The following is a 23,422-nucleotide window of genomic DNA, read 5'->3' as shown; positions in this document are numbered from 1 at the left end:
AAAAACCAACCTACTCACTTTCGCCAGTAGATTGGTTTTATTTTGCTAAAGCCTATCTTAAGGCAACATTAGTTTAGTGCGCTGATGCTTCACCCGCTCCTTTAGGATAACGAATGCTTTCAACCAGTTCTTGGATTTCTTCTGGCGCTTCATCTGTTGCTTTGAACACAAGGAAAGCCACAATGAAGTTCACCATCATACCTAAGGTACCAATACCCTCAGGAGAAATACCAAACCACCAGTTGTCTGGCGTATTGGCCGCTGGGTTTACAAATTTGAAGTAAATAATGTAAGCCGCAGTGAAGGCAATACCTGAAATCATACCAGCAATAGCACCTTTATCGTTCATGCGCTTGCTGAAGATACCCATAATAATTGCCGGGAAGAAACTCGACGCCGCTAAGCCGAAGGCAAATGCTACCACCTGTGCAACAAAGCCTGGCGGATTGATACCGAAGTAACCTGCTATAACAATGGCCACCCCAGCAGCAAGTCGCGCATACATGAGCTCGGCTTTATCGGTTATGTTTGGCATAAAGTTTCGTTTCAGTAAATCATGGGAAACAGAGGTTGAAATAACCAGCAGCAAGCCTGCGGACGTTGACAGTGCTGCTGCCACACCACCCGCTGCAACGAGTGCAATAACCCACGCAGGTAAGTTCGCAATTTCAGGATTAGCCAATACCATGATATCGCGGTCAACTTTCATTTCGTTGCGCTCGTCACCCGAATAGAACATCTTGCCATCACCGTTCTTATCTTCATATGAGATAAGGCCAGTTTGTTCCCAGTTTTTAATCCACGACGGCGCTTCTTCATAGCTGGTTCCCGTCATTTCAGGTCCATTAATGGTTTCTATCATATTCACACGGGCAAACGCTGCTAGTGACGGTGCTGTGGTATATAGAATTGCGATAAACGCTAGTGCATAGCCTGCAGATTTACGCGCATCGTGAACTTTAGGCACAGTGAAGAAGCGAACGATTACGTGTGGAAGACCCGCTGTACCTACCATTAACGCAAAGGTGATAAAGAATACATCAATGGTACTTTTTGTTCCTGAGGTGTATTCGTTAAAGCCTAACTCGACAGATAAATTATCGAGTTTCTGCAGCATATGCACCCCCGAACCGTCTGCTAAGGTTGCACCAAAGCCAGTTTGCGGCAGGATATGCCCTGTTACCATCATAGAGATAAATACCGCCGGCACAATGTAGGCGAAAATCATTACACAATACTGTGCAACTTGCGTGTAAGTAATGCCTTTCATACCGCCAAGTACGGTGTAGAAGAACACGATAACCATACCGATAACCACGCCAGACACAATATCAACCTCTAAGAAGCGGCTGAATACCACACCTACGCCACGCATTTGACCTGCAACGTATGTAAAGCAAACGAAGATTGCACAAAATACAGCAACTGTACGCGCGGTTTGTGAGTAGTAACGATCCCCAATGAAGTCAGGTACCGTGAATTTGCCAAATTTACGTAAATAGGGAGCTAAACAAAGCGCAAGTAGAACATAACCACCTGTCCACCCCATTAAATATACTGCACCGTCATACCCCATAAATGAGATAAGACCCGCCATTGAAATGAACGAGGCTGCCGACATCCAATCTGCTGCCGTTGCCATCCCATTCATAACGGGAGGTACACCGCCACCTGCAACGTAAAAATCGTTAGTTGAGCCTGCGCGAGCCCAAATAGCGATGGCGATATAAAGCGCAAACGATGCGCCAACGATAATAAACGTTAAAGTTTGAACGTCCATGATTTACTCCTCATCTACGCCGTAGCGTTTGTCCATGGCGTTCATCTTCGCCATGTAGACAAAGATCAATGCAACAAATACGTAAATTGCGCCCTGCTGCGCAAACCAGAAGCCTAATTTAAAGCCAAAAAATTGGATTTCATTTAAGATATCGACAAAAATAATGCCGGCACCGAATGATACGATAAACCAAACGACTAAAAGCTTGGCGAGAAGAGCGAGATTCTCCCTCCAATACGCTTTTTTGTCCTCTTCGTTTCTAAATGCCATTGTTTCACCCTCATGTCAGGTTAATTGATTGTTATGATTTTACATATTCCTAACGCCCGGCTTTGTTAACGTTATTGCTGCGTGTTACGTGGTTGAGGAAAAACAATCACAAGCAGCAAAGTCAAGCATTTAGGAGCTCGCGTATTACTCTAGACCTGCCTTTAAAAATTCAAAATGAGACCATGGTCGTAGGTAGACCATGGTCGAAATGATTATAATAGCGACAGCATTGTTAAAACTAAGTTAAAAGGAACGTTATGGTTTTTGGTTGGGTAACACTTGCAGTACTGTACCTCTTCTTGCTGTTTTCACTGGCGAGTTGGGGTGAAAAGAACTCGCCCACCGCTAGAGCACTAACGTCACATCCCGCTATATATTCGCTGGCCCTCGCTATTTATTGTACCGCATGGACTTTTTTCGGCATGGTAGGCCAAGCAAGTAGAGACACCTGGATTTACCTGCCAATCATGCTTGGGCCTATTCTCGTTTACGTCTTGGGTTATAAGTTTATTTACAAGTTAACCCTCGTCAGCAAGAAGCAACACATCACTACCATTTCCGACTTCATCGCGTCGCGCTATGGCAAGCGCCAAACCGTAGCTTTGGTAGTTACACTTATCGCGCTCCTTGCCACTATTCCTTATATCGCGCTTCAATTAAAAGCAGTGGGCGCTACTTTCCAACTCCTTACTCAGCAGCCTAACAGCAACGGCATTATTATTGCCGCCACTGGCTTCATCGCGGCATTCGCAATATATTTCGGTACCCGGCAAACGGACGTCACCGAATACCGACGGGGTTTGATGCTGGCTATCGCCTTCGAGTCGACCATTAAATTGCTGGCGTTAGTGCTGGTTGCCATTGTTGGTTATAGTGCGTGGAAGCGCACCCAGTCTGGTCCATTCTTCGAAAGTTTCACCAATGAAATAGCCTTGGCGCAGTTTGGTTCGTTTACTTTCATCGCTCAAACTATCATGGCAGCAGCGGCCATTGTTTGTTTGCCTAGGCAGTTTCACGTTGCCATTATTGATAACCTAAGCCTAGGTCATCTGCGCACGGCAAGGTGGTTATTCCCTCTCTACCTGACCATTATTTCAGCGGTAATTCCTATTATCGCCATTGCAGGCAAAGCCATTTTTGCTGGCGCTAATATCGAGCCCGACTCTTACGTACTGTCGCTGGCTGTATTTTCAGAGTCAGTTCTTCTTCAAGTGATTGTCTTTGTAGGTGGGCTCTCTGCCGCAACAGCTATGATCATTGTGGCAACACTCACGCTGAGTACTATGCTCACCAACGATGTGATTTTGCCGCGCATTCTTGCATTTACAGGCAATACCGATGACAAACAGGACGTGTCGAGCAAAATCAGGCTTATTCGCCGTATCGTCATCGCGTTTATCTTGCTTATGGCGTTTTTGTACCACCAGCAAATGACCAGCAGCCGCTCGCTTCATTCAATTGGGCTTATTGCGTTCTCGTTAGTTATCCAGCTTATGCCAGCCATTGTTGGCGGACTTTACTGGAAGCGCGCGCATGCGCACGGGGTTTACGCAGGGCTAATGGTGGGATTAGTGATTTGGGTGTTGTGGCTTGTGCTTCCCATTGTGAGCGAGCAAGTTTCACAAATGGAACAAAACGAACTCATTAGCCAAGGCGCTATGATTAGCTTAGCGGCAAACAGCTTTGTTTACATACTCTTTTCACACTTTGCACCGCAGCGTCTTATCGACAGAATGCAAGCTGAAGCCTTTGTGTCTCCTGCCATTTCCACTAACAATACCGTTAAAGCGCAGGCAACTAACGTGACCGTCTCCGATCTCATAACGCTATTGTCGACCTTTATGGGATCCGGTCGTTGTGAACAATTGTTGGAACAATATCAGCAACTCAATAATTGCCAATTAAAGCACGACGATACGCCGAATGAGTCGTTTTTATCATTTTGCGAACGCGCCTTGGGTGGCGTTATTGGCGCATCGAGTGCCAAAGTACTGCTAGACAGCGCATTGCGTGGTAAGAAGATGGACTTTACCGAGGTTATCAACTTCTTCGATGACACAACGCAAGCCATGCAATTTAATATGACTGCACTACTCACGTCACTTGAAAATATGGACCAAGGCATTAGCGTAGTCGACAAACACTTAAATTTGGTAGCGTGGAATAAACGCTATGCCAACCTCTACCCTTACCCTGATAACTTGTTGGCAGTAGGTACGCCTATAGAAAAGCTTATTCGGTATAACGCTTCACAAGGTGAGTTCGGCACAGATAACGTAGACGGTGAAGTGGAAAAAAGGCTGGCTCATTTGCGCTCTGGTATGCCCCATCGCTTCACGCGACAACGAATGGATGGACGGGTTATTGAGATGGTAGGTAATCCTTTACCTGGCGGAGGCTTCGTAACAAGCTTCAACGACATCACCGGACACGTGGAAATACAGCAAGCGCTTGAAGAATCAAACATTGACCTTGAGGCTCGTATTAAGAAGCGTACTGAAGAAGTACACTCCATAAACGCCGAGCTTCGACTTGAAATAGAACGGCGCTCTGATGCCGAGAAAGAACTGATAAGGGCACGAAAGGCTGCAGAAGATGCCAATGCTAGTAAAACCCGCTTCTTGGCGCTCGCAAGCCATGATGTTTTGCAGCCGCTAAATGCGGCCAAGCTCTACGTGAGCGCCCTTGAAGAACAAGAACTGACTGAGTCAGCGCTAGCCATTATTCAAAAGCTTAGCCATAGCGTGACGTCTAGCGAAACACTGATTGGCACTTTGCTGGATATCGCACGCTTAGATCAAGGTGAAATGAAACCCGATATTGAGTCTATTGATGTAAGGACCCTGCTGTCACCACTTGTGGACGAAATGGCGATGCGCGCGCGGGAAAAAGGACTTGGTTTTAAAGCGATTATACGCCCGTGCTGGGTAAAAGCTGACAAAACGTACTTATACCGAATAACGCAAAACTTGCTTTCAAATGCGGTGAAATACACGGAAAATGGCCGCGTCTTGTTCATTATCAAGCCTGTCAAAGACACCGTTTATTTCAAAGTTATCGACACAGGCATTGGCATATCTACCGATAAAAAAGACAGCATTTTTGGTGACTTTTTCCGCGCAAACGAAAGCAAGGAACACGGTATAGGTCTTGGCTTGGGGGTTGTACGACGTTTAAGTCTGCAGTTGAACAGCGATATTAGTGTTACCTCGAAAATAGGCAAAGGCAGCTGCTTTGCGTTTAGCTTGGATAAGGCTGAGCCAAAACAGGTATCCAACGTTACAGCAAAGCCCCGCAGTACAACATTTACAGGCATGGACGTGCTTTGCGTGGACGATCAAAGAGAGAACTTAGATGCCATGCAGACCCTATTACAGAAATGGGGAATCAATGTGGTGCTTGCGAACAACTGGGATGACGCGTTGAAAGTCTGTGAGACTATTCAGCCTCAAATCTTACTCATGGATTATCAGCTCAGTCATGACAGCGAGAAAAATGGGCTAGCTTTGATTGAAGAGATAAGACATCGACTTAATATTGTGGTGCCAGCAGCGCTTATTACGGCGACACCAGATGAAAGCTTAGTTACACAGTGTAAAGCCCAAGGCGTAAACTTCTTAGCTAAACCGCTAAAACCAGCGAAACTGCGCGCACTACTTCAAAGTATGACGCGCTACATCAGGGAGGCGAAAAACGTGTAGCTAGTAGCTCGCTGCAGGTTTTTCGCTATGTGAGTAAGGAAAGACGTCTAGAGTAATTCGTCGTGTGGTTTACTTTCTTCAATTTTAACCACCGGCGTTTCTACGCTCGACTTCGCCACCACTTTTCCCATTGCTCCCCACTTCTCTTTAGGGTTGAGCAAAACAGGACGGGTTAAAATTAGGTTATTAGGATACATGAGGGTTTCACGCTCAGCAGTAAGCAAGCGCGTGCTAAACGGCCCTACATCGGCAATCACACCTTCAATGAAGTTATCGCCGTCGAGAATGCGCACATAATTACCTCTGCGATACGCTACGTTTGTGAGCAGAATAAAGTACGCAGTGATGTTACTGATGAGTGACCAACTAGCAAAAAGCGCAACACCGGTTACCGTGATGATAGAAGTGGAAAGCACTAAGAGCCCAGAAAAATCAATCCCCCATGCTAGCAACAACAAGGCTAACGATACTGTAGCGACAATAACCCGTGCAGCAAAAAGTCCTTTAATAGCACTATTTGATTTTAGCTTTGACTTTACGATGTTGGTTTCTAATTTTGGCAGCAACTTACGAGACATCGCCAAATAAATTAGTAAAACCAAACCACTCCACACGACATTTGACTGGTACTGAGTTAACCACGCCAAAAACCCATGCCACCACTCATTCATTAACCCAAATCCTTACATTTTTTCGTTAAGCAGACTGACCTTAATTCTGATTTTACGTTACAAAGGCCGACGCGCTCTAATGCTAACGTGAAAAACAGTCAAGTTCATGCAAGGTGACACAACAAAGAGTACGGACATTTTAAACTCGCCCTTCGGGAAGGTCTGGCAAGCTTCCTAGCTTCATTCTGGGAATTTGAAAGGGAACAGCCATTCCTACATTCCCACGCTTCGCTAGGAAACTTGCCAGCGCCTTCTGAATGGGCAATTATCTATACGGATTGGTATCATCACGTTCTAACGTGGTGATAGATTGGTCGATAAAACGACAAAATAAAACACAAACTACAGGCTTTTTTATAATGCGCATTGCAATTCTTTCTAGAAATCCTCGTCTTTACTCTACTTCACGCTTAGTCGAAGCTGGGCAGGCTCGCGGGCATCAGGTTGACGTTATCGATACCATGCACTGCTACATGGATATCACCAGTGCGCGACCGTCAGTTCGCTATAACGGTAAGCGACTACCCTATTACGATGCAGTTATCCCGCGAATTGGCGCATCGGTTAGCTTTTATGGCACATCAGTCGTTCGCCAATTTGAAATGATGGGCACATACAGCCTTAACGAGTCGGTTGCTATCAGCCGCTCTCGAGATAAATTGCGTTCGTTGCAGCTTTTATCACGTAAAGGCATAGGTATGCCGAGAACAGGCTTCGCACACCACCCTGATAAAATCGACGATGTTATTAAGACGGTTGGCGGCGCCCCAGTGGTTATTAAGTTACTTGAAGGCACGCAAGGTATTGGCGTGGTATTGGCAGACACGCAAAAAGCGGCAGAGTCGATCATTGAAGCCTTTATGGGTCTTAACGCCAGTATTTTAGTGCAAGAGTTCATTAAAGAAGCGGGCGGTGCAGATATTCGTTGCTTTGTGGTAGGTGGAAAAGTTGTAGCTGCGATGAAGCGCCAAGCAGCACCTGGAGAATTCCGCTCTAACCTTCACCGTGGCGGTCAGGCAAGTTTAGTTCGCCTAAGTCCAGCGGAACGCAAAACAGCGGTAGATGCGGCTAAAACGATGGGACTAAATTGTTGTGGCGTAGATATTCTTCGTTCGAACAACGGTCCAGTCGTTATGGAAGTAAACTCATCGCCGGGCCTTGAAGGCATTGAGAAAGCGACCAATAAAGATGTCGCCAGTATGATCATCGAGTTCATTGAAAAAAGCGCAGAGCCGCACAAAACAAAAACCCGTGGAAAGGGCTAGCGCCCTTTAACCTTTGCTATGCAATAACGTAAATATAGGAAAACGTTAGTGGTAAATGATGTTTTAAGAATTGGGGGTGAAAACATTGCTCCTGGCGAAACAAAAAAGATTGAGTTAGAAATGCCGCCGTTGTACACGGCCACCAACATGAGCATTCCGGTTTACGTTAAACGAGGAAAGCGACCAGGTCCCATTATGTTCGTCAGCGCAGCCATTCACGGTGACGAATTAAATGGCATCGAAATAGTAGGCAGACTTATCCGCTCAAAAGCGATTGAACGCCTAAGAGGAACCCTTATCGCGGTGCCTATGGTTAATGTGTACGGCGTACTAAACCAGTCTCGTTATTTACCCGATAGACGCGATTTGAACCGCAGTTTTCCAGGGAGTAAAAAAGGTTCGCTTGCCGGTAGGTTAGCCAACTTGTTTTTCAAAGAAGTGGTAAGTAAGTGCGATGTCGGCATTGACCTTCACACCGGCGCTATACACCGTAGTAACTTGCCACAGATTCGCGCTGACTTAGACGACCCAGAAGTACTGGAAATGGCAAAAGCGTTTGGCGTACCTGTGCTTCTTAACGCAGAGTTACGCGATGGCTCTTTGCGCGAATCGGCCAGTGAAAGTGGCGTTAAAATTCTGCTTTACGAAGCAGGTCAAGCGTTACGTTATGACGAATTTTCTATTCGTGCCGGCGTAAGAGGCATTATTAATACCATGCGTCATTTGGGCATGCTGAATAAAAGCCGCAGCAAGGGCCACAGTATCGAGCGTTTTATAGCGCGTCAAAGTGGATGGGTTCGAGCGCCAGAAAGTGGCTTTGTGACGCATCTAGCACAGCTAGGTGACCATGTTGAGAAAGGTGACAAACTGGCCATTATTGCTGATCCGTTTGGCAATTATTTAGACAGCCTTGAAAGCCCTGCAGAAGGTGTTGTAATTGGTAAACAAAATATTCCGCTTACCCAAGAAGGTGAAGCGGTATACCACATTGCATACTTTTCAGAGCCTGATACTGTTGCAGAACACGTAGAATTATTACAAGACAATTTATTGCCACCAGAACAGGGTCCTGTTTTATAAAATTGGTAGAAAAACTGATGAACAATAAAAAAATTGTTGGTGCGGTAGAGCTATGCGATTTACCAAAACTCGCCATCTCTGATTTGAACGTACGCGTTGATACAGGGGCGGCAACGTCTTCACTTCACGTTGATAACATTGAAGAGTTTGATCAAGACGGTGAATTATGGATTAAATTTGATATTCATCCGGACATTCACAACGTTGAACGCGTGGTTCGCAGAGAAGCACGTGTAGAAGGACAAAAACGCGTAAAAAGCTCAACGGCTACACTTGAGAAGCGCTATGTTATAATTACGCCTATAATAATGGACGGGTACCAGTGGGATATTCAGTTAACCCTAACGGACCGCTCTGAAATGACCTATTTGATGCTGCTCGGAAGAGAAGCGATGAGTGGTCAATTTATTGTAGACCCCGAGCACGACTTTTTGCTGACGGGGAAAGACTAGCAATACAAGTTTGCCAATGGTTATTCAACGTTAATACATGCGGCAACTTGCAGTAAGGCATGCGTTTAGTGCATGAAATACAAAATATGGACGTTACGAAAAAAGCCCTAAGTGTTGCCGCTTTGCTATTGAGTGTATTTACACTATTGAGTGCTCATGCTCAGCAGGAAAACACAAGTGAGGTAAGTACTGACTTACCTCACACCGTTCTCCGCTTGCCAAATATTCATCCTGGGCGAGACGCCGTATACGCCTACGCTAAACGTCTTCTCACAGAATCACTGCGCGTTACTGAACCTCAATACGGTTCTTTTGAACTGATCGTCAGCGACCAAGAAACGGCGCAAGAACGTCAACTACGCAGCCTTGAACACAACATGCTAGACGTGACGTGGAGCGTTACCTCGACAGAACGTGAACGTCAGTTCCTGCCCATTCGCATTCCCATTATGGCGGGACTTTTTGGTAAGCGTGCACTGCTGGTCAGAGAAGGCGATACGCGACTTAAAGAAGTGAAGTCATTAAACGCGTTACGAGCATACCGCGCGGTTTTGGGCTACGACTGGCCCGATACGAAGATATTTCGCGCAAACGATATCCCAGTGTTGGAAACGACCTACCGGGCGTCATTTCGCATTGTTTCGGAAGGCTTCGCCGATATGTTTCCAAGAAGCGTAATGGAAATCAAAGAGGAGCTCTCAGACAAAACCCTTTCTCGCGGCCTAACTATTGATGAACACCTTATAATATCGTATCCAAGCCCCATCTTTTTCTTTGTAGGAAGCGACAATCAGGCATTAGCCGGGCGGATTGCTGAAGGTCTGTTAAGGCTCTTCGAAACGGGTAAGTTTCAGGAGCTACTGTTAGCTCACGATAACTTTAGAGAAGGTATGGCACTTACCGAAGGGCGAACGGTTATTGAAATTGACAATCCTTTGCTCAGTGAACAAAGCCGCTTGGCATTAGAAAAGTTCTTACCGGAATTTGCTACCTCAGAAGCCGTGCTTAAGTTCGACGTTACTGAACCGGCGGCTCCAACTCAAGTTGTGAAGCAATAAGTACCGCTTGTGTGCGGTTGTTTATGCCCAACTTTTTAAAGATAGCAGTAACATGCGCTTTTACCGTGGCCTCTGCGATATCTAAATTAAAGCCAATTTGCTTGTTCAGCAAGCCGTCTCGCATGTAACAAAGCACTTTGTATTGCGAAGGCGTTAGCGAGGCAACTTTGTCCGCTAATTCAGAGAATTCTTCATTCACCTCATCAACGTCTTCACTTAAGTTATCAGGTAGCCATACATCGCCATCCAGAATTGCTTCTACGGCGTTTGCAATATCTTGCGCACTGGCTGTTTTTGGGATGAACCCTAGCGCGCCCACGCTAATAATCTTTGAAATAAGTGTGGTGTCTTCTGTGCCAGAGACTACGGCAACAGGAAGTTCGGGAAAGAGTTTTCGAATATGCAGCAAGCCAAACAAATCATTGCTACCGGGCATGTGCAAATCAAGCAACAATAAGTCGATATCCTCATTATTGAGAATATCGACCGTTGTATTCAGGTCTCCCGCCTCTTTGAGGGTTAAGGCTGGAAGTGACAACGACAACGCGCCTCTTAGTGCATCGCGATACAGCGGATGATCATCTGCGATTAGAAGGGTTATCATTGTCTATATCCTTAGTTTCTACTTATTTAGACGTTCCTCTATCAGTGTATCAACAACCGATGGATCCGCCAACGTAGATGTGTCACCTAATTGCTCATGCTCATTGGCGGCAATCTTACGCAAAATACGGCGCATAATTTTACCAGAGCGGGTTTTAGGTAATCCGCGAGACCATTGGATCATATCAGGTGTAGCAATCGGGCTTAGCTCTTGACGCACCCACGCCTTAAGCTCTTTAGTAAGGGCTTCATCTGCTTCAACCCCTTCATTTGGTGTTACATAAACATAGATCCCCTGCCCTTTAATGTCATGTGGGAAACCAACAACGGCAGCCTCGGCCACTTTAGGGTGGGCAACAAGTGCACTTTCAATCTCAGCGGTACCCAAGCGGTGACCCGATACGTTCAATACGTCATCCACACGACCGGTGATCCAGTAGAAGCCATCTTCGTCACGACGTGCGCCGTCGCCCGTGAAGTACACGCCTTTGTATGCGCTGAAGTAGGTGTTAATAAAGCGTTGGTGATCGCCGTAAACCGTGCGCGCTTGACTTGGCCAGCTGTCTTTAATTACTAGGTTACCTTCTGCTTCCCCTACAAGCTCATTGCCGTCTGCGTCAAATAGCGCAGGCTGTATTCCGAAAAACGGACGCGTTGCTGAACCTGGTTTTAATTCTGTGGCGCCTGGCAGCGGTAAAATCATGTGTCCGCCGGTTTCAGTCTGCCACCATGTATCAATGATAGGGCAACGACCTTCGCCAATAACACGGTGATACCACTCCCATGCTTCTGGGTTAATTGGCTCACCTACCGTTCCGAGCAAGCGTAGCGAAGATAAATCGCATCCCTCAGCCGGCACATCACCGTGTGCCATCAACGCACGAATAGCAGTTGGCGCGGTATAAAGACTATTTACTTTGTATTTTTCTACCACCTGCGCAATACGCTTAACGTCAGGATAAGTCGGTACACCCTCAAAAAACACTTGTGATGCAGCATTTACCATAGGGCCATAAACCATGTAGCTGTGACCTGTGATCCAACCAACATCGGCCGTACACCAGTAAACGTCATCGTCTTTGTAATCGAAAGCATATTTGAAGGTCATAGCGGAATATAGTAGATAACCGCCTGTGGTGTGCACTACGCCTTTTGGTGTGCCCGTAGACCCCGATGTATATAAGATGAAAAGCGGGTCTTCTGCGTTCATTACTTCGGGCTCACACTGGGCAGACATACCATCTACAGCCTCATGCCACCACACATCGTGCTTCGCATTCCAGTCCACGTCGCCGCCTGTTAATTTATGTACCAAAACATGTGTAATAGACGGGCAGGCATCATCGGCTAACGCTTTATCCACATTTGCTTTAAGCGGGATACTTCTTCCAGCACGACGGCCCTCATCGGCAGTAATTACCACTTTTGCACTACTGTCGTTAATACGGTCGGCTATGGCGTTAGGCGAGAACCCACCAAAAATGACCGAATGTACCGCACCAATGCGTGCACATGCCAACATAGCGTAGGCAGCCTCGGGTACCATTGGCATATATATGGCGACACGATCGCCTTTGGCTACCCCCATCTCTTTAAGCGCATTCGCTAATTTACATACTTCATAATGAACTTGTTGATATGTCACATCTTGACTATCTTCTGGTGAGTCGCCTTCCCAGTGAAAGGCAACTTTTGTGGCATTATCAGCTAGGTGGCGGTCAATACAGTTATAGCTGGCATTTAACTCACCATCTTCGAACCATTTGATAGACACATCTTTTTCACCAAACATGGTGTTTTTAATTTTGGTTGGTTTTTGATACCACTCAAGCATGGACGCGTGTTCAGCCCAGAATTTTTCGGGCTGCTCTACTGACTGCTTGTACATCTCGTCATACTGCGTTGCAGTCAAGTGAGTAGATTGAAGAATGTTCTCAGGCACAGGGTAAGTTTTGCTGGCGGTCATAAAGATTGCCTCCAATATCAATAATGTAAAATTCTTGTTGTATGGTGAAACACTCTAGCTATTCACCCGCAAAGCAAAATGAGACTTTGGTCTTAGCAGCCTACAACTAAGGTGCTAGTTAAAAAGTTAGACTAAAAGCATTACGACTATAGTCTTATGCGACCATCGGCTTATTTAAATTTGAGATAATAAGTACACAATCAGCAATGTTAACGTTGAATTTACATTTATTTAACCACTTTTTTGGAACAGACACGATGAAAGCTAAAATAAAAAATACGGTTACAGCAGTAGCGCTGTGCCTGGCAGCATCTACAGGTGCAGCACAAGCAGCAACAATCGGCGACACAAGTGTGAAATTCACAGGCTACGTTAAAGTCGACGCTATGGTTAGTGACTACTCAGATGGCACCATTGCATCAGGTAGCGTAGGTCGCGATTTCTATATTCCTTCACTAACACCTGTTGGTGGCGTTGACGAAGATCCACAATTTGACGCGCATATCAGAACCTCACGATTCCGCTTTGCAACGTCAACGCCTACGGCTGAAGGCGACACAATTAACGGTGTATTCGAACTCGACTTCCTTGTAACGAGCGGCGGTGATGAGCGAATCAGTAACTCCTACACTCCGCGAGTACGCCACGCGTACTTAACTTACAAGAATTGGTTGGTGGGCCAAACATGGACGACCTTTATGGACGTAGGTTCATTACCAGAATCACTTGATTTTATTGGTACCACTGACGGCATCACCTTTGCCCGTCAAGTGATGGTGAGATATACCAACGGCGGCCTACAGCTTGCGCTTGAAAACCCAGAATCAACCATTACGCCATTTGGCGGTGGTAGCCGAATTACGAGTGACGACAGCAGCGTTCCAGACTTTGTAGCTGCCTATACGTCAAAGTATGACTGGGGTTATGTAAAAGTAGCGGGCTTATTAAGACAGTTGTCTTACGATAATGCCGCTGGCATTGATGCGGACGAAACCAGCTTTGGTGTATCGGTAACCGGTAAATACAATTTGTCTAATGGCGACGATATTCGCTTCACGTTCAACACGGGTAAAGGTTTAGGCAGATACTCTGCGCTAAACGCAGTTAATGGTGCAGTACTTACCGAAAGCGGCGACCTTGAAGCCATAGACTCAACAGGTTACGGCATTGCGTATCGTCACAAGTGGAGCGAAAAAGCGCGCAGTAGCATCATGTTCTCGGCGTTTGAAGCAGACAATGACGTATCATTAACAGGTTTAGCCACCACTGAAAGCACTTATAGTACACGTGTAAACTACTTGTACTCGCCAACTAAAGCGCTAACCGTTGGTGCTGAATACGCTTTCGCAAAGCGTGAGATTGAAGCCGGCCTTGAAGGCGACATGAACCGCTTCCAAGTTTCAGCAAAATACGCATTCTAAGAAACGCGCTAAGTTAAAAAAGAGAAACGGCACTGAGCTCATCAGCGCCGTTTTTTTGTGCATACAGAAAATAGAATGGCGCGCTAAGTTAGCTACATAGTGGTGAAGATGATACCCAATGGCATAATAAAGAATAAGCCACCGATATAAGCTGCGCCGTACATTTTCCGCTCTGCCGCTATCACTGATAATTGATAAGACAAATTGAGCGGAATATTGCGCAATAAAGGCAGCCCGTAAATAAGCGTAACGCCCAGAACGTTATAAATCAGGTGCACAAGCGCTATTTGTAGTGCAAATCCACTATTAACCCCCACTACACCCAACGCTGCGATAAGCGCAGTGATACATGTGCCTATATTTGCGCCCAATGTGAACGGATAGATATCCTTAGCTTTTAAAATTCCACTGCCAACCAAAGGAACCATGAGCGATGTGGTGGTTGACGAGGATTGCACTAGCACTGTCATCACAGCACCCGACGTTATTCCAGAGAGTGGCCCTTTTCCTATGCTGGTATGCAATAACGCCTTTGCCTTGCCTACCATAAGTGATTTCATAATTTTACCCATGTAGGTAATTGAAAACATAATAAGGCCGATACCAAGAATTATTTTCGCTACGCCCGGATAAATAGAAGGTAAAAAGGAGAATGCTTGTGTAACTATGTCTGTTACCGGTTGCGTCATCGCTTTAATAGGATTAACACCAGACACACCGATGGCTTCACCTGTATGGATAAGCGCAACCAATTGGGCACTTAAAAACTCCAAAATACCAAACGCCATTTCAAGAGGTAAGAAAATTAGTACCGACAGTACATTGAAGAAGTCATGAATAGTGGCCGCATTGAAGGCTCTTTGAAACTCATCTTTTTTTGCAACATGACCAAGGCTCACCAAGGTGTTGGTAATACTGGTCCCAATGTTGGCACCCATCATCATGGGTATAGCGATAGTTATGGGTAAACCACCCGCTACCATTCCGACAATAATAGAGGTAACCGTACTTGAAGACTGAATAAGTGCGGTACACACCATACCAATAATCAATCCCATGACAGGATTAGAAGCAAAACTAAAAAGAGATTTCGCGTGGTCGCCAGTAGCAAATTTGAATCCGCTGCCAATCATGCTGACAGCTAATAACATCACATAGACTAACAAGGCTAAAAGAAGCCACTTACGCCAGTTATGTGCTTTTTCTAGCACGCTGTTCTGGGCTAGTTGAGGGTCAATCATTGACATAATACGCACAACTTCATACTTGAAAAACTCATAATATGACGTGCGTATTACACAAAAATGACGGGGAGTGAAGTGCTACCCCGCCATTCTTAGGAAGAAAATAAATTCGCTTAGAAGCCTAAAGGATACTGCCTTAGTACACTGTGAATGTCGTCCAATGTTTCCTTCGAAAGTGAAATATCAAACGCGTCTATATTTTCTTTAAGCTGAGGCACAGTGGTAGCACCAATAATTGTTGAGGTAACACCAGGCACTTGCTTACACCACGCCAACGCGAGCTGCGAAGGTGTTATTCCTGCTTTTTCTGCAATCTTCATATATTCAGCTGTAGCTGCCTGCGCTGGCGCTTTATCTCTAAATAACCCCATACGCTGAGCTAGTGTCCAACGACTACCTTCCGGTCTGGCTCCATCCTGATACTTACCACTTAACATACCCGTTGCTAACGGCGACCACGGAAGGTAAGCAATGTTCTCTAGTTCACACATTTCAATTAAATAAGGCCAGTCTTTCGCATGAAGTAAACTGAACTCATTTTGGATAGAAACTGGAAGCGGCATATCCAGCTCTTTGCAAAGTGTAAGAAAGGCGTGAATGCCCCAAGGCGTGTCATCTGACAGCCCCCAGTGTCTAATTTTCCCTTCATCCAGCGCGCGCTTAATGCCTAAAAGGATATCACGCATACCATCCAGTTCTTTTTCTCGATTGGTTTTGGTTGGATCAGCACCATCCGGCCAATGCTTACCGAAATGAGGTGTAACTCTATTCGGCCAATGAAGCTGGTAAACGTCGATATAATCGGTTTTTAAGCGCTCTAATGAATAGGTGAGTGCGTTTGCGATAGCGTCAGCTGTAATGGGCCCTGCGTTGCGAATGTACTTCAAACCGCTGCCAGCAATTTTAGTCATTAAAACAATGTCAGAGCGCTTTGATTCGTTCCGCGAAATCCAATTACCGATAATGCGCTCTGTATCGCCATAGGTATCTACATTTGGGGGAACAGGATACATTTCGGCCGTATCGACAAAGTTCACGCCTTTATCCAGGGCAAACGCCATTTGCTCGTCTGCATCTTGCTGGGTGTTTTGAATGCCCCATGTCATTGTGCCCAAACACACATCCGACACCTGTAAGTCGCTATTTCCTAAGCGGTTAAACTTCATTTTTGCTTCTACCTTGCTTGGCTTATACCTTATTGATGCAATAATGAGTCGACCGCTTAAGAAATAAAAGTGCCCTCTGTGGTTATGAGGCTTTCTTAGTGGCCAACTCGGCTTCTACACTTGCTAGCCGCGCCTCAATATCTCTTTTGGACTCGACCATTTCATTCGCCAACTCTGCGAGTGATTTTAACTCTGCAAACCCTAACTTTCTCGTATCAATCATTTGATACTGACGCTTACAGCGATAAAAGAAAGTAAGAAAGTTAACAAAAGCTCGGTGAAATGTCGCAAAACTCTTGATCAATACCAGAATTAACACGATAGACGTGAGCGCAGCAACTAAACGGTCAGCCTGTAACCCGTAATTTGGGTAGACTCATGGTTTTCTAGTACTAGTGGCGAAGCAGCAAGCGCATCAGCCAATGTTTTTCTGCTTCCCCTATTTCGTAAAGCCGGTGAGGTAAGCTACTTATTATCTTTGTTCAGTGCCTCAGCCAGCGCGTAATTGCCTTGCGACAAGGCTATATCTGCCACTGAGTTACCAGCTTTATCTACATGCTTGGGATTTGCGCCTTTTTCTATTAGGCTGCTTACAACCTCTTGTCTATTGAAGAGGCTTGCAAACATTAGCGCCGTTTGCCCTTGTGCGTTTTCTTCGTCTATATCGCAATCGGCAAATACCAGCTGCTTTGCCACACTGACATGACCTTTAAATATAGCGCCCATAAGTGCAGTATTCCCGCGGTTGTCTTCTTGACACGGGTTTACCTTCGCCTGCTCAATAAGAAAGTTCACGGTGTCAGTGTGACCGTGGTACGCCGCAAGAATAAGTGCTGTATAGCCTTTTTCATCTGCGACGTTTACATCTAGCCCAGCGTTATAAAAGGCTTGCAACATGGTGCTGTCGCCTTCTCTAGCTGCGTCGAAATACCGCACTTTTAGTGCTTCCATAGATAGCGAAGCTGATTGCGCAGGTTTGTCCGCCGCGCTAGTTACTTGTGTTACAGCACTGGCATCGAAGCTGAATAGAGTGACAATAACGAACAGTGTTGATAGTAGTGAGTGCTTAAAAATAGACATTGTGCCCTCTTTATTTATCGACGCATGAAGTGAAAAGTAATTGAAATTAGGTAGCTACGCATTGGGTGGACTATTTATCAACGATAAATAGTCCACCTTTTAGTACTTCTGACTTTAATATTTCTGACTTAAGTAGCTCTGACTTTAGTAGCTCTGGTTTATTGCATTAGCGCCGTCAGGCTTTCTGCAACTTGTTTCGCTTTAGCTGCACGTGCAGCCTGCTGTTCCATCAAGTCTTTCGCCGTTTGACGGACTTTAGCCATTGGTGCGTTTGCTAGTTTAGCTACGCCTTTGCCGTAGTCTTTATCTGCGTTGTACATATAAGCACTAATAATGACGCGGATTTCTTCTTCAGGCACCGATGCCAGTGCTCCACCTAAGTTATTAATCAGGTTTTGCTGGCCTTCTTTGGTTAGCTTTCTGAAAAACTCCCCTGCTTGTTTAAAGTTCTGCTCTTTGTAGAACGGAATTTGTTGCGTCATACCTGCAAGCGGTTTGCTTGAGTAACGGAACGCCGGTTCTTCGTTAAGATCAAGACGTCGACTTGGCTGGTAGTTCACATCGCGATTAGTACTCGTTGTGCGTAGCTGACCATGCTGTTCGTGGTTATTGATAACCGCATTTTTGAGGTTCTCACAGCTGTACTCCCACATGAAGGTTGGTACGAGGTTTAGGGGCTTTGACTTCTACGCAAACTTGGTCGCCATAATAGTTATCAGCGTAATTGCATTGCGTTCGAATGGGTTGATTAGTTGTGGAGGAAACACGGTGGCTATTCGCCGTTGTTAGCTTTTTTAATAGTGCGCTCATTTGGCTCTCCTTCTTAAGTTGAGCGTATTATCATTAATTGAACAAAACTATTAAAACGGGTTAAAACGATTCAAATAATTAATTTATTAGATTGTAAAGGTACTCGTTAATCGAGAAAAGGTATGAAAGTAAGTAAATGATGCGTGACGAAAGAAAGGTTGATAGAAATTTGCAGTTCACACTTTGGGGATAGCGGCGCCATTTTAAAGTAATAAAAATAAATGACGCCAGTTTACTAGAGAACCCTTAATATCTGGTCTCCAACCTCTGATCTCTAACCTTCAAGCCATGCCCCGGTTATAGCTAAGGTCTTCGTTGGAGAGTAAATATTCACGAAAAGCGTATTACCGTCAGGCGAGAAACACGCGCCAGCAAGTTCAGTTTGCGCATGGAGCTTTGCAAAGTTATACACTTCTCCATTTGGTGTAACACCGCGTAAATGGTTATCAACAATGTCGGTATATTGGTCTTCACACACCAGAAGATGTCCGTTTGGACATACGGTTAAGTTATCGCCGAAGTTATATAAGTTCTTGTCTTCGCTTTCTAAAAATAGCTGAAGCTTGTCTTGTTTACCATCAGCAGAAGGAACAAGTTTCATTACTTGACCGAGCTGCTTTTGGCCGCCATTAGTACAGCAAAAATAAAGCTCATCTTCACCCCAATGTATACCTTCACCGCGAGCGAATAAGGCAGCACCTTTCTCGTATCCTCTAGCGCGTAAGTCATCGTTCGGGCTTTCTGGATTGTCTAATGCTATCCACTCAACGTCGAACCACGTCGCCAATGGCATAGTTGTGGAATTCCAGTTACGTGTATCAAACTGAGGTTTATTTTTTACTACCAGGGCTTCTAATTGGCCGCCAGCTGCCAAGTTACCGAACTCGTTAGGTACAAAGCGATAAAGCAAGCTGTCGCCTTGATCTTCAGTCAGGTAAACAATACCGGTTTTGGGGTCAACACATGCCGCTTCATGGTTAAAGCGCCCCATTGCTTTAAGCGGTTTAGCTTCAATGAGTGAGTCAGCATTTGCAGGTACTTCAAATATGTAGCCGTGATCTTTGTTTACTAAATCGCCGTTGGGGCCATGAGGTCGGTCTACGGACTCTTCACACGTTAGCCACGTGCCCCAAGGCGTAATGCCGCCCGAGCAGTTTCTTACCGTTCCAACAAGACTGATAAACTCTCGCTCTACCATTTTGGTGGTAAGGTTATACACCATGGTTGTGGTGCCGCCTGGTAAAGCAACGCCACTATGATAGTTGTCATAGGCCAACTCGCTAGTATGCATTTGAATAGACTTTGGCTGAGCACTTAAATGTTTGGGGTGCAGTTCGTGGTTACGTATAAGCGCCACTTTGTCGCTACTGCCTTCTACAGGCAAACAACCCATACCGTCCGCTCTGTCAGGTACATGCATACCATCAGACATGTTATTTCCAAGGCTTGATATAACCTTATAGCTAAAGCCTTTAGGTAAATCGAGCAGCTTTTGAGGGTCGGCGACTAGTGCACCATAGCCTTCACTAATAGGCATAGACGCCAAATTTGTTTTCTTACCAAAAGCACTGGTCGCTAGGCCACCAAATGCCAAAGAGCCTACTAAAAACTGGCGTCGTGTTATCATCAAAGTCTCTCACAGCACTAAATTCAAAAATTATAACTCGGTATTGTTACAGTATGACAAAAGGAGCTTATAAAACTTACAAGAAAGCCGCTTTTTCAGGTGGAAAAGAGAACCTAGAACACGATCAAGACTTGGCTAGCCAATAGCGGATAATTGCAAACTTTCATTAAATTTAGGGCAGTTTTGTGTTTTCATTGATTCCCGCCCAATGTGCTTCCGGTTCAGGCCTTGAGAAGTAATAGCCTTGAAATTTTTCACAGCCTTTACCTATTAGGTATTTTAGCTGCTCTTCACTCTCTACACCCTCTGCAATACATGTGACATTCAGTGCTTTGGCCATTTCAATAATTGCATCAACAATCTGCGCCGCTTTTCCATCAAAGTCTTTTCCTATGTCGTCCACAAAGTACTTATCAATTTTAAGCTCACTGATAGGGAGAACTTTCAGGTATGCAAGACTGGAATATCCAGTACCGAAATCATCAATTGAAAAGCGAAAGCCGAATCTTGCGAGTTCAAGCATGGTTTCCTTAACCAGCTCAATATCCACCACTAAAGCGGTTTCTGTTAATTCCAGCATTAACATGTGAGGTGGAATGCCGTATTGATTTACGCGAGAAAGTAGCGAATTTATAAAGTCAGGCACAACGATTTGTCTAGCGCTTATGTTGATCGCAATACTGGTTTTTAAACCGCTTTTCACGAAGTTACTAATAACGCTCAGCGTTTTTCTTAAAACTATGTCACCTATTTCGCAGATAGCGTAGCTATCTTCGGCAATAGGAATAAATTCACTTGGGCTTACTGGACCTAACTCTTTCGAGTACCACCGCACCAACGCTTCGAAAGAAGAAATCGTTCCATCATGGGTAACTTGAGGCTGAAGTACTATTGATAATTCATCGCGTTCTATCGCTTGTTCAAGCTTAGATTTTATATCTAAATAACGGTCGAACTCTTTAAACCCATCCTCTGAAATATGACAAAGACCAAAAGGTGCCGACCTTTTTGCCCTTTTAACAGCCTGTTCGATTACATTGATGATTGACTCAAAGCTTTGACCTTGCGGGTTAAAGATAGCACTGCCAAGTGACGCAGTAAGAGACCATTTCACTGAATTTATGACAATATCGAAATGACGTGGACTAAGGAGTGCGCTTTCCACTAAGTTCGCATCAAATTTATGAAGGTCTTCTTTTATGTACGTTTTTTTAGACAGTACGACAAAACTATCACCGCCATATTTAAAAATTTCATAATCGTGGCCGATGACGAAAAGCAACTGCTCTGCAATCTTTCTTATAGCATAGTTGCCATTACCAAAGCCGAAACGCGTATTGATTTGCGCCATATTATCGATATCTAACAACAAAATATGTATATATTCTTGCTTTAACGATGCGCGTAACATCAAGTCTTTAAAGCGTTGATGGAACCACTGCTGATTTCGAAGGCGGGTAACAGAGTCAGTATAAGCGAGGTTATAAATGGTATCCTGCGCTTCTATACGTTCACTAATATCCCGTATAACACCTATAAATCCCCTTTCACCCTGGTCAAAACTCTCCGACAATGACAATTCCATCTGGAATATATCGCCGTTTTTTCGCTTAGCCGGAAGCTGACGACCTACTCCTATAATTTTACCTACCCCAGTCTCCATATAATTGCGCATATAAAAAGCATGGTTAGACGCATAAGGTTCTGGCATTAGAATCTCTACAGACTGAGCGATTAACTCCCTTCGCGTGTAACCAAACGTTTTAAGCGCAATGTCGTTACAATGTGTGATTGTGCCCTTGACGTCGATACTAAATACAGCATCATTGATATTATTCAAAATATTTTGAATTTTCATCGCTCGCTCTTCATTGAGAGTAAGCGCGGTTTTATATTCAGTAATATCTTCAAATGCACCGAAAAGACGCTTCACTGCGCCATTCTTATAAAGCTCCGCTTTCCCAGAGGCTCTTACCCATCGAATAGTGCCTGACGAATCGATAATTTTGCACTGAATGTCATAGGGCTGTTGGTGAAAACGGAGGTTATCAAATGCGAGCGTTAACTCCTCAGTATATCCCGGGGCGAAAGAGTTGATGGCTTTTTGGACGTTTATGGCACTACCGACTGGTAAACCGAAGATACGGTATGTCTCTGATGACCATATTAACTTTTCAGTTTCAGGATAAAACTCCCATGACCCTGTTTTCGACATACGGCTTATTTCATCAATAAGGCTTAGGTTACGCGCGGTTTTTATTGCGAAAAAGTCCTTCTGCAGTTGTGTAGAAAACAACTTAGCTTGAAGTGAGAAAACTTGTAACCACTCATTGATGTCATGCTTGGGAGTGTTAAAAATAGCAACGAGTAAACCAATATCTTGGTTTTTCTCATTAAAGAGGCCCGCGCCTAAATACGCTTGCGCATTAAGCTCACTGAGAGTTTGATCATCGGGAAAATGCTCGCAAATGTCCGACTTGTAACCACACGCTCCAGTTAGCAAGACAGTTTCACAAGGCGAACCCTTCAGGTCATATTCAATTTGTGAAATTGGAGAGTCGTGCGCAAGCCCTACTAATACGGAAATTTTATCCGCTTTTTTGACGCCTAAAAAGAGATAGTCAGCGTGAAGTAACTCATTAAACCCTAATAAATCTTGCTCATAAGCACTACGATTTTCCAAAACAATTGTGCTGAACTCCGATTCATTTAAAACTGACTCGAATGACATTACTTATAAAACCTTGTTAAAACATTAAAATGGAGTTTGCCACTTCGCACTGACGGAAAAAAGGCAGGACGATAATAAGTTTCAAATTTATCAATGCCTAAGCATAGCTCAACTTGCGATTAAGGCTAGCCTCGAACCTAGTCATTTTGAAATAAGTTTGTCCGCTTCCCCATAAAACCCGCCGGGCCTTAAGTTATTTCTGTATTAGAGAGTGAGTGCTGTGCCCTCTGAAACTCTACAACGCAGGGGGGGCGGTGTCGAAGCACTAACTTAAAAAGAAGGGTAAGTTTACGGCGTGTTTCCTTCTCTCCCCAAAGCTTTCTGTTATGCAGATTGCGAGGGAGTGACGTTCTAAATCGCAGGCATAAAAAAGCGCACCTAAGTGCGCTTTTCTTGGCTTGTGTTGCTAAGTCTAGATTAGTCTAGGATCTTAGATACAACACCAGCACCTACTGTACGACCACCTTCACGGATTGCGAAACGAAGACCTTCTTCCA

Annotated in this window: 19 protein-coding genes and 1 pseudogene; 6 read left to right on the top strand and 14 right to left on the bottom strand. The window is 44.9% G+C overall.

The annotated features are described in order from the left end of the window. Nucleotides 1–73 precede the first annotated feature (73 nt). Nucleotides 74–1,780, bottom strand: coding sequence for a sodium:solute symporter family protein (locus F0261_RS15175; protein ID WP_014980378.1), 1,707 nt, complete (start codon nt 1,778–1,780; stop codon nt 74–76). 3 nt (nt 1,781–1,783) lie between these two features. Next, complete coding sequence (locus F0261_RS15170; protein WP_014950817.1) at nt 1,784–2,050, bottom strand: DUF4212 domain-containing protein; 267 nt, start codon at nt 2,048–2,050, stop codon at nt 1,784–1,786. Nucleotides 2,051–2,307: 257 nt separating this feature from the next. Here F0261_RS15170 and F0261_RS15165 point away from each other — a divergent pair, with 257 nt between their 5' ends. Next, nucleotides 2,308–5,751, top strand: a complete 3,444-nt coding sequence (locus tag F0261_RS15165; protein WP_014980379.1) for a PAS-domain containing protein — start codon at nt 2,308–2,310, stop codon at nt 5,749–5,751. A 47-nt stretch (nt 5,752–5,798) separates the two neighbouring features. Here the strand turns inward: F0261_RS15165 and F0261_RS15160 are convergent, their stop codons facing one another. Beyond that, nucleotides 5,799–6,422, bottom strand: coding sequence for a mechanosensitive ion channel family protein (locus F0261_RS15160; protein WP_014950819.1), 624 nt, complete (start codon nt 6,420–6,422; stop codon nt 5,799–5,801). Between the two features lie 359 nt (nt 6,423–6,781). Between F0261_RS15160 and rimK the strand changes: the two genes are divergently transcribed. The 4 genes from rimK (at nt 6,782) to F0261_RS15140 (ending at nt 10,277) form a co-directional block, all read left to right on the top strand. Continuing rightward, a complete protein-coding gene (rimK, locus tag F0261_RS15155; RefSeq protein WP_014950820.1) occupies nt 6,782–7,687 on the top strand; it encodes a 30S ribosomal protein S6--L-glutamate ligase in 906 nt (301 codons plus the stop codon). Nucleotides 7,688–7,735: 48 nt separating this feature from the next. Beyond that, the gene (locus tag F0261_RS15150; protein ID WP_014950821.1) at nt 7,736–8,767 is read left to right on the top strand and encodes a succinylglutamate desuccinylase/aspartoacylase family protein; all 1,032 of its coding nucleotides are present in this window, start codon (nt 7,736–7,738) and stop codon (nt 8,765–8,767) included. 17 nt (nt 8,768–8,784) lie between these two features. Further along, on the top strand, nt 8,785–9,219 hold the full coding sequence (locus tag F0261_RS15145) for a RimK/LysX family protein (protein WP_014950822.1): 435 nt from the start codon (nt 8,785–8,787) through the stop codon (nt 9,217–9,219). Between the two features lie 68 nt (nt 9,220–9,287). Beyond that, the gene (locus F0261_RS15140) at nt 9,288–10,277 is read left to right on the top strand and encodes a hypothetical protein (protein WP_014980380.1); all 990 of its coding nucleotides are present in this window, start codon (nt 9,288–9,290) and stop codon (nt 10,275–10,277) included. On the opposite strand, the gene F0261_RS15135 is transcribed toward F0261_RS15140, so the two are convergent. Then, nucleotides 10,237–10,881, bottom strand: a complete 645-nt coding sequence (locus F0261_RS15135; RefSeq protein ID WP_014950824.1) for a response regulator transcription factor — start codon at nt 10,879–10,881, stop codon at nt 10,237–10,239. The genes F0261_RS15140 and F0261_RS15135 overlap by 41 nt on opposite strands. 18 nt (nt 10,882–10,899) lie before the next feature. Next, on the bottom strand, nt 10,900–12,846 hold the full coding sequence (acs, locus tag F0261_RS15130) for an acetate--CoA ligase (protein ID WP_171338368.1): 1,947 nt from the start codon (nt 12,844–12,846) through the stop codon (nt 10,900–10,902). Between the two features lie 257 nt (nt 12,847–13,103). Between acs and F0261_RS15125 the strand changes: the two genes are divergently transcribed. Beyond that, nucleotides 13,104–14,267, top strand: coding sequence for a DcaP family trimeric outer membrane transporter (locus F0261_RS15125; RefSeq protein ID WP_171338367.1), 1,164 nt, complete (start codon nt 13,104–13,106; stop codon nt 14,265–14,267). A 92-nt stretch (nt 14,268–14,359) separates the two neighbouring features. On the opposite strand, the gene F0261_RS15120 is transcribed toward F0261_RS15125, so the two are convergent. The 9 genes and pseudogenes from F0261_RS15120 to F0261_RS15080 all read right to left on the bottom strand — a co-directional run. After that, on the bottom strand, nt 14,360–15,514 hold the full coding sequence (locus F0261_RS15120; RefSeq protein ID WP_014977486.1) for a Na/Pi symporter: 1,155 nt from the start codon (nt 15,512–15,514) through the stop codon (nt 14,360–14,362). A gap of 110 nt (nt 15,515–15,624) precedes the next feature. Next, the gene (locus F0261_RS15115; RefSeq protein ID WP_171338366.1) at nt 15,625–16,677 is read right to left on the bottom strand and encodes an aldo/keto reductase; all 1,053 of its coding nucleotides are present in this window, start codon (nt 16,675–16,677) and stop codon (nt 15,625–15,627) included. 82 nt (nt 16,678–16,759) lie between these two features. After that, nucleotides 16,760–16,900 (bottom strand): hypothetical protein, encoded by a 141-nt coding sequence (locus F0261_RS19995; RefSeq protein WP_239240177.1) that lies wholly within the window; start codon nt 16,898–16,900, stop codon nt 16,760–16,762. 242 nt (nt 16,901–17,142) lie between these two features. Then, nucleotides 17,143–17,757 carry an ankyrin repeat domain-containing protein gene (locus tag F0261_RS15105; protein ID WP_171338365.1) on the bottom strand — a complete coding sequence of 205 codons (615 nt, stop codon included), beginning with the start codon at nt 17,755–17,757 and terminating at the stop codon, nt 17,143–17,145. Nucleotides 17,758–17,915: 158 nt separating this feature from the next. Then, nucleotides 17,916–18,383 (bottom strand): annotated as a pseudogene (locus tag F0261_RS15100) (catalase-related domain-containing protein); the annotation flags it as partial. A 7-nt stretch (nt 18,384–18,390) separates the two neighbouring features. Beyond that, nucleotides 18,391–18,567 carry a hypothetical protein gene (locus F0261_RS15095; protein WP_155279885.1) on the bottom strand — a complete coding sequence of 59 codons (177 nt, stop codon included), beginning with the start codon at nt 18,565–18,567 and terminating at the stop codon, nt 18,391–18,393. 274 nt (nt 18,568–18,841) lie between these two features. After that, nucleotides 18,842–20,194 carry an alkaline phosphatase PhoX gene (locus tag F0261_RS15090; protein ID WP_168463503.1) on the bottom strand — a complete coding sequence of 451 codons (1,353 nt, stop codon included), beginning with the start codon at nt 20,192–20,194 and terminating at the stop codon, nt 18,842–18,844. Between the two features lie 172 nt (nt 20,195–20,366). Next, nucleotides 20,367–22,925, bottom strand: coding sequence for a GGDEF domain-containing phosphodiesterase (locus tag F0261_RS15085; protein ID WP_171338364.1), 2,559 nt, complete (start codon nt 22,923–22,925; stop codon nt 20,367–20,369). A gap of 417 nt (nt 22,926–23,342) precedes the next feature. Continuing rightward, nucleotides 23,343–23,422 (bottom strand): hypothetical protein (locus tag F0261_RS15080; protein ID WP_171337449.1); only part of this gene is annotated, 80 nt, incomplete at its 5' end.

Origin of the sequence: Alteromonas sp. 07-89-2 (genome assembly GCF_013113925.1) — a bacterium.
Lineage (GTDB): Bacteria > Pseudomonadota > Gammaproteobacteria > Enterobacterales > Alteromonadaceae > Alteromonas > Alteromonas macleodii.
Note: the sequence above shows the minus strand (reverse complement) of the source record. Positions and strands in the feature narration are given on the sequence as shown.

Bases quoted from the DNA above. Each gene is read 5' to 3' on its own strand.
- rimK (WP_014950820.1), top strand. From the start codon at position 6,782: ATGCGCATTGCAATTCTTTCTAGAAATCCTCGTCTTTACTCTACTTCA.
- F0261_RS15090 (WP_168463503.1), bottom strand. From the start codon at position 20,194: ATGATAACACGACGCCAGTTTTTAGTAGGCTCTTTGGCATTTGGTGGC.
- F0261_RS15160 (WP_014950819.1), bottom strand. From the start codon at position 6,422: ATGAATGAGTGGTGGCATGGGTTTTTGGCGTGGTTAACTCAGTACCAG.
- F0261_RS15165 (WP_014980379.1), top strand. From the start codon at position 2,308: ATGGTTTTTGGTTGGGTAACACTTGCAGTACTGTACCTCTTCTTGCTG.
- F0261_RS15125 (WP_171338367.1), top strand. From the start codon at position 13,104: ATGAAAGCTAAAATAAAAAATACGGTTACAGCAGTAGCGCTGTGCCTG.
- F0261_RS15105 (WP_171338365.1), bottom strand. From the start codon at position 17,757: ATGTCTATTTTTAAGCACTCACTACTATCAACACTGTTCGTTATTGTC.
- acs (WP_171338368.1), bottom strand. From the start codon at position 12,846: ATGACCGCCAGCAAAACTTACCCTGTGCCTGAGAACATTCTTCAATCT.
- F0261_RS15170 (WP_014950817.1), bottom strand. From the start codon at position 2,050: ATGGCATTTAGAAACGAAGAGGACAAAAAAGCGTATTGGAGGGAGAAT.
- F0261_RS15145 (WP_014950822.1), top strand. From the start codon at position 8,785: ATGAACAATAAAAAAATTGTTGGTGCGGTAGAGCTATGCGATTTACCA.
- F0261_RS15115 (WP_171338366.1), bottom strand. From the start codon at position 16,677: ATGAAGTTTAACCGCTTAGGAAATAGCGACTTACAGGTGTCGGATGTG.
- F0261_RS15120 (WP_014977486.1), bottom strand. From the start codon at position 15,514: ATGTCAATGATTGACCCTCAACTAGCCCAGAACAGCGTGCTAGAAAAA.
- F0261_RS15085 (WP_171338364.1), bottom strand. From the start codon at position 22,925: ATGTCATTCGAGTCAGTTTTAAATGAATCGGAGTTCAGCACAATTGTT.
- F0261_RS15095 (WP_155279885.1), bottom strand. From the start codon at position 18,567: ATGAGCGCACTATTAAAAAAGCTAACAACGGCGAATAGCCACCGTGTT.
- F0261_RS15175 (WP_014980378.1), bottom strand. From the start codon at position 1,780: ATGGACGTTCAAACTTTAACGTTTATTATCGTTGGCGCATCGTTTGCG.
- F0261_RS19995 (WP_239240177.1), bottom strand. From the start codon at position 16,900: ATGATTGATACGAGAAAGTTAGGGTTTGCAGAGTTAAAATCACTCGCA.
- F0261_RS15135 (WP_014950824.1), bottom strand. From the start codon at position 10,881: ATGATAACCCTTCTAATCGCAGATGATCATCCGCTGTATCGCGATGCA.